This is a genomic window from uncultured Paraglaciecola sp. (assembly GCF_913020055.1).
Lineage (GTDB): Bacteria > Pseudomonadota > Gammaproteobacteria > Enterobacterales > Alteromonadaceae > Paraglaciecola.
This window is the reverse complement of record NZ_CAJWCF010000150.1, coordinates 1-6,997: the sequence shown is the minus strand read 5'-3', so window position 1 is coordinate 6,997 and position 6,997 is coordinate 1. Positions and strand designations below refer to the sequence as shown.

The 6,997-nt window shown below is 39.6% G+C and carries 5 protein-coding genes and 2 pseudogenes; all 7 read right to left on the bottom strand.

Going from position 1 to position 6,997, the window contains the following annotated elements:
• On the bottom strand, positions 1 to 293 hold a 293-nt coding region (locus QZ488_RS20555; RefSeq protein ID WP_293752262.1), incomplete at its 3' end, for an MFS transporter.
• Between the two features lie 611 nt (positions 294 to 904).
• Positions 905 to 1,600 (bottom strand): annotated as a pseudogene (locus QZ488_RS20550) (DUF6445 family protein).
• A 7-nt stretch (positions 1,601 to 1,607) separates the two neighbouring features.
• Entirely contained in the window at positions 1,608 to 3,095 is a 1,488-nt protein-coding gene (locus QZ488_RS20545) for a tryptophan halogenase family protein (protein WP_293752258.1), read from the bottom strand.
• A 22-nt stretch (positions 3,096 to 3,117) separates the two neighbouring features.
• A complete protein-coding gene (locus tag QZ488_RS20540; protein ID WP_293752260.1) occupies positions 3,118 to 3,636 on the bottom strand; it encodes a cupin-like domain-containing protein in 519 nt (172 codons plus the stop codon).
• Positions 3,561 to 3,749, bottom strand: a complete 189-nt coding sequence (locus QZ488_RS21585) for a SapC family protein (RefSeq protein ID WP_366509079.1) — start codon at positions 3,747 to 3,749, stop codon at positions 3,561 to 3,563. Before QZ488_RS21585 ends, QZ488_RS20540 begins: the two co-directional genes overlap by 76 nt.
• A gap of 163 nt (positions 3,750 to 3,912) precedes the next feature.
• A pseudogene (locus QZ488_RS20535) lies at positions 3,913 to 6,447 on the bottom strand (TonB-dependent receptor); the annotation flags it as partial.
• Between the two features lie 12 nt (positions 6,448 to 6,459).
• On the bottom strand, positions 6,460 to 6,997 hold a 538-nt coding region (locus tag QZ488_RS20530), incomplete at its 5' end, for a TonB-dependent receptor plug domain-containing protein (RefSeq protein ID WP_293752256.1).

The window sequence follows — 6,997 nt, the reverse complement described above, 5'->3', positions numbered from 1 at the left end:
GTGGTGAAACATAACACCATAAACAGGCATAAAAACGGCGTAGACCATAAAATCCAAGGGCGAAACTTACCCCAAGATGTATTGGTACGGTCGGCAATCATGCCCATGATTATGTCGGTGACGCCATCTGATAACCTGACAATCAAAAATAAAACGGCTGCAGCTGATGCTGCCAAACCAAAAGTGTCAGTATAGAAAACGGCTAAGTATGCCATAGCACCTCGCCAAACTAGATTAGCGGCTGCATCGCCCATTGCATAACCGACTTTTTCGTATAAAGGCAATTTTGTCATAGTGTAATCTTCCCTTGGAATGGTAGGTACTGGATCAGTTTGCACATTTTTATTTTGTCCCGATATATCAATGATATTTTGACTAATACGCCTAACAAATATTTGCGAAAGCGATAAAATTTTCTGTGTTTTTCTGTGTTTTTCTGTGTTTTTCTGTGTTTATCTGTGTTTTAAACACAGGAACCTGATGATTCTTAATGAGTGACGGTTCAAAATAAAACATTATGAAAACGTTTTCAATAAAGAATTCACTTTTAACATCAAAAACCAAAAATTGATTTGGCTTAAATCACGCATTTTTGTTCAAAATATTCATTGTGGTTTTACTAAAAAAACAAAAAAATATAGACGGTAATTTTACATATATGCCTTTGTTTATCGTTTAATATATTGTTTATTATAGATAATTTGTACAACTTTACTTGAGGTTGTGCGTAACTTACTTACCAAAAAACAATCTTTTTTAAAATAATAATTTACCCTGTACGCATAGCGTTTAAGCGAACAATCTTTATAGGTGTTAGGTGAAACGGTTTCATGGCTTATGGAATCGATTATTAAATGCCAAATTCAAGCGAAAAAAAAGCTAGTTCAAAAATGCTGAAACTTGGTCATTTTGGATCTAAAAATGTACTGATAGATAAACGACCGCTCAAAGGGTTCGGATCTAGAATGAAGTTTTTACTGATAGACCCAGAATGCAGGGAGTTACGCCGATAAACGATAAGGCGATTAAACACCCCTTTTTGTTCTGCAATGCGTTCAAATAATGCAGTATCGCCATCAATGTATCCTGAGCCAGGCATGTTTTCCCCGTCATTTTCACTTTCAAGGGAGCTGTAATAGTCAAACGTACGGTTTTCATCGATAAATTCAAAGCCGGTTTTTCGATGTCGATAAAATGACGTGCCGCCTAAATCTGATTTGAACAAATAGTGTACTGTCGCCAAACCATTTTTGTCGACAGAATCAAAATGAGGAATGCGCTGTAATAACTTAAGTTTTTGTGGTGGCGTGGCCACAATGGAATAATGACATACAGGCAGAGACAGTGATTAAGCCTCTAAATCAAAAAAGTCTATCAAGGTATTTTGTAGCTGCCCCAACAATAATTGTTGATAAGCCTGCGGCGCTTCAGCGCGCACGCCAGGATAATGCGGGGAGTTTGCAAGAAAACGTTGTTCAGAGGCATGTTCAACCAACTGCTCAGCGTCCTTGACAAAATTATCAATGACTAACAATGGTGCTTGTTCGTCACCGAAGTGACTTTTGGTGATCTTAATGTTTTCGTCTAATGACAATTGCATGGGTTTTCTACACCTCTACCTGGCAGTAGCGTTGTAAAAAATCCTCATGTTTAGGCATCTTAGCTACTACTTGACCTATCCCATCACGCATACTGGTCAAAAAGTGCTCGAGTTCTTTATCACTCATGGTTTTAACAACGTTGTGATAGGACTCTGGCATTAAACCTTGGCCGAGCATGACTTGGGTCCATGAATCTACTCTAAATAATTCATTTGGCTCTTGAAAGGCGTGTGCATTACTTTTGAAAATATCTATTCTATGTTTGAGCGAATCAGGAATATCCATATTTTTGCAATGTCGCCAGAAGGCGCTGTCATCTCGTTGGGTGACGAAGTAATGAAGGATGATAAAATCTCGAATTTTTTCGAGTTCAACATTGGTTTCTCGGTTGTATTCATTTATCAACGACTGGTCGATCCCATTGTAAGGAAACAGCCGCATTAAACGAATAACACCCATCATAATAAGGTGGATTGATGTGGACTCCAAGGGTTCAACAAACCCGCTAGCCAGTCCTAAAGCAACACAGTTTTTATTCCAATGTTTACGCCGTTTACCTGTTCTGTATTTAATCAGCAATGGCTCAGTGATTGTCTCGCCTTCAATATTTTCAAGTAGTAATTTTTTCGCATCGTCATCAGACAAATACTTACTGCAATAAACCAAACCATTACCGGTTCTATGCTGTAGTGGAATTCGCCATTGCCAACCACTTTCATGGGCAATAGAACGAGTAATTGGTATTGCTGGTTCAACAGACTTAGTTTGCACCGCGATGGCACTGTCGCAAGGTAACCAATGGGACCAATCTTCATATCCTGTGTTCAGGGTTTGTTCAATCAATAAACCCCGAAAACCGGTGCAATCAATAAACAAATCACCTTCAATTACTTGCCCAGACTCTAAGGATAGACTTTCAATAAAACCGGTTTTTTCGTTCTGTGATACTTGGGAAATCTTACCTTCAATTCGTTTGACGCCTTTATCTTCACTGTAGGTGCGTAAAAATTTAGCATAACGACTGGAGTCAATGTGATAGGCATAATTAATATTGGGTTTTTCCGAGATAACAAACTTACCTGCATGCGCTGCTTGCAGCTCTAAACAGTAATCGCCAAAATCTTCCGAGTGTCCTTTGGTTTTTCCATGCAGCCAAAAATGTACAAATTCAGCTAAATAACTACCTTTTCCAGTGGTACCAAAAGAGTGAATATATTTCTCATCTTTATTCCCCCAGTTTTCAAATGAAATACCTAGTTTAAAGGTAGAGGATGTGGCTTTCATAAACTCTTTTTCGTCAATGCCAAGCAATTGGTGAAAAACACGCATGGGAGGAATCGTCGCTTCACCAACACCTATGGTACTAATTTGGTCAGATTCAACCAAGGTAATATCTATGGTACCCACAGAGAGTTTTGACATGGCTGCAGCGGTTATCCAGCCGGCAGTTCCACCACCCGCAATAACCACTCTTCTATGTTGTTGTTTATCCAAAATAACTCCTGATATTACTCATCTAGCGATTTAATTTGTTTATAATTTGACTGCGTAAACGTCTTGCTATTGTACTGTCTATTTTACCTAATGCGCCGTGAGCCTCTTCTGGTAGGTGTTTGCCAGCGTTATCTGATTCACCAAATATGTAATAATCAAAAATGGCTTTCCACGCTAATTTTTCTTGCTTGGGGCAATCTTTGATACCCAATAATGCGTGTTTCAGCACATCCGTTGCTTGACCTAAGTAGCGAGGGGAGGTATTCCACCAATAATTAATTAAAATATTAAACGGACTGAGTGCTTCAACCTGATGCCACCACATACTTGGCAAGAACAGGGCATCTCCTGGTTCCATCTCTGCCACTTGTCCTGCTTCAATGGCACGTTGAAAACGTGGGTATTTGACAAAGTCTGGACGAGAAAAATCAACCATGCTGATCGCTTGCCCGCCTGGCGTCGGGTCTAACGGACCCGGGTACAAATTATGAATTTGCTCTGGAGGAAAAAGAGAGGATAAATAGTTTGCATTGCTGCTAATTCAGTCGAGAAAGTAAGCACCGTATTTACCTTGTCGCCAAATTCAGCTTTGTAAAGAGGGCTAACTTTTAATTCATTATGGGTAACATTGTCTAATAAAACATGTTGAGTCATTATTTTTATTGTTCCTTTTAACTCAAGGTGAGTGCCTAAATATCAAAAGATATTAAACCATAGTCATACTGGTAGCAGAAGGGTGTATTGATAAAAAGGCCGCTGTAATCAGCGGCCTTTTTTCATTTCTAACACTATGTTAAAAAAAGGGTCAAATTATACTTTAGAAAGTATAACGAGCACCTACTTGGTAACGAGCACCAAGATCATACAGATTTACGATTTGGCGCACTGAACGGCCATGAGTACGGCTGTCTTCACCGGTAATGTTCAAACCTTCAAATGATACTGAAAGATTGTCATTAACCTGATAACCAAGATTAAAGTCTATTTGTGAATAAGCTTCAATGTAGTTCGGGCTTCTTGAACTGCCCCAAGATGTGCTGTTCAAGTAATCATCACGCCAGTTGTATGCAAGTTTTGCTTGAATACCATTTTTCTCATACATAAGAACCAAGTTGGCAGTGTCACTTAAACCCAATAATGCAAATTGAGAAACACTTGGACTACCGGTGTCATCAAAACCGATGTCACCACGTACAGTTGTGTAGTTAGCTGCAACACCAAATCCGGTATCAGCAAAGAAGTGTTGTGCGGCTAATTCAAAACCGTAAATTTTAGCTTCTTTGTTGTTAACTGGTTTACTGGTTAAGAACATGAACAAAGGATCGTCGCCATTCGGACTAATGTCATAATCGGCAGCAATCTGTTCACCAAACGAAATACCTGGAACATATTCAGCTGCGCCGGCTGGGTAGTCAGCAGGGTTATCCAAAATAGCGGTCATGACGAATAATGATGTTTCGTCGATTGGGTAGCCACCGGCAGTCAATGCTGCTGCCGCTGCATTGGCACGAGGACCTGCAGTTACATCACGTAAACCGTAGTGATTTTCTGGTACTTGTTCAGTACCAATAAAGTTCTTAACACGTTTTTCATAGAAACCAATTGAAACATAACTAGTATCTTCAAAGTAGTATTCTGCAGAGATATCAAAGTTACTTGATTGCAACGGCACCAAACCAGGGTTAGACGCAGTAGCTACGGCTGAACCACCTGTTCTGGCTGGGCCATTAGTGCCAATTCCAGAAACCGCGGCTCTTAAGTTATCGTAACCTGCACGAGCAATGGTTTGACTGAATGAAGCTCGTGCTTTCAATTTGTCAGTAAGTCCGATATCAAAATCTAAACTTGGTAGTAAATGATCATATTTATGATCTTCTACTTTCGCTTCAACTTCTGATGAGAAAGGATAGAAATAATCGTTGTTATCTGTCCACACAACTTCTAGGTTAGCTAATGTAAATGAAGTTGATTTCACGTCAGTAGTTTCATAACGCACACCGGCTAAGAAGTTGGCTGGCATGCCACCTATCTCAGCGTTTAAGGCCATTTGTATATAAACGGCAGTAGTGTCTTCTTCTACTTTATGGTTTTGAGAAAAGTCAGGGTTGTAATTAAGGTCATAACCATATTCTGAAGCAGCCCAGCTAGCTAAAGCTTCAGTGTCAGAAACCCAACCTACCTGATCTGAACCAGAAGTATCAAAGTCATCAAACTCAGCCATAATATTATAATCACTAACCAAACCAGCTGGAATATCCATAGGTTTAGTTACACCCCAGTCCCCTAGAGCCATATATTTGTTAGAGAATTGCTGATTCATTTCCATTGAACGGCTTTCAATACCAAAATCAAAACGACCTTCATCAAATTCGTATGTACCATCTACTTTAATTTGAGTAATATCTACGGTTTGTGAGTTGTAATCAATCTGCATTACTTGGCTGCCAACATCACCAGCGTCACCTATGCCATTGCCGTTTCCTTTTATAGAATCGTCAATGTCTAAAACAATACCAGGTAATTCGGTACTGTAATCAAAGGTCTGATACAAACCGATTGGTGTAGCTGTTGCTACTCTTAGTGAACTACCCCAAATGCCGCCATCAGGTAAGCTTTCCATAGATGAATCATGGGCATCAAAACGAAGTGCCAAAGAATCATTTACTTGATATTCAAAATTCACACCAATTGATTGTAGAGTGTTGTCTTGCTTTTCTAAGTTTGAATCACTGTTGTTATCTTTAGTACCGCCGACACTTTCAGAAATCAATATTGTAGTTGCAACAGGTTGATCTGTATCGAATGTCACATGGTCAGTTGTTCTATTAAACCAAGCATTTTTAGAATTGGTTTGTTGAGTAATATTATTGTTTGCATAGGTGTAATCAACCGTAGCAACAAAATCATCATTCGGTGCAAACTGAACCGTTAATTGGGCGTTATCACGAACACGTTCTGTGCCAATAATATTATAAGAAGAGTTATTTGGCATACCAAACAATTGGCCTTCAGCCGGTGCGTTAGTCACAGTACCGGTAGGAGTCATTGCAATTGCGCCAGGTTGACCAATTGGTACCCATTCAGCTATACGCCAATCGTTTTCAAAAAATGCTGCAGAGCCACTATCACGTTCTTGATGGCTGACCGTTAGTCCAACACCCCATGTAGAGTCATCATTGGTGAAACTTAAAATACCTGATATTTCAGGGGTGATGTCTGAACCATTACGGTTAGTCGTATCATTAACAGCTTTAGCACCAATACTGGCTTTGAAACCTTCATTATCAAGTGGTTTAGCTGTCTTGATATTAATGGTTGCACCAATACCACCAGTAGCGATATCCGCTTTACTAGTTTTGTATACTTATACTGAGCGAACACTTTCAGATGCTAAGTTACCAAAATCAAATGCACGACCTGTTCCTTGGTTACCACCAAAAGCACCAGCGGCAGGCATCATACGACCGTTTAAAGTGACCATGTTATTGCCAGCACCAAAACCACGAACCGTAACTTGTGAACCTTCACCGTTACTACGGCTAATTGAAACACCAGTAATACGTTGCAATGATTCTGCAAGGTTTGTATCAGGGAATTTACCGATATCTTCTGCAGAAATGGCATCAACTACACCCGCAGAGTCACGTTTAACACTCATTGACTCTTGCATACTAGATCGCAAACCACGAACTTGAATAACTTCTGTATCATCTACAGCATCTTGCGCAATCGCAGGAAGAATAAATGCTGAACCGAGCAAAAGAGAGATGCTCTGGGTCAGTAATGATTTTTTAAATTGGCTATGTTTTTGTAAACTGTTGCAACACTGTATATAATTACAGTTGTTAAGGAGGTGGTCTATGATCCCAGCACAGTTTACAAAGTTTTTAGAGCAATTTAAT

Excerpts from the sequence above, each read along its gene's own strand:
- QZ488_RS21585 (WP_366509079.1), bottom strand. The coding sequence starts at position 3,749 with ATGACTCAACATGTTTTATTAGACAATGTTACCCATAATGAATTAAAA.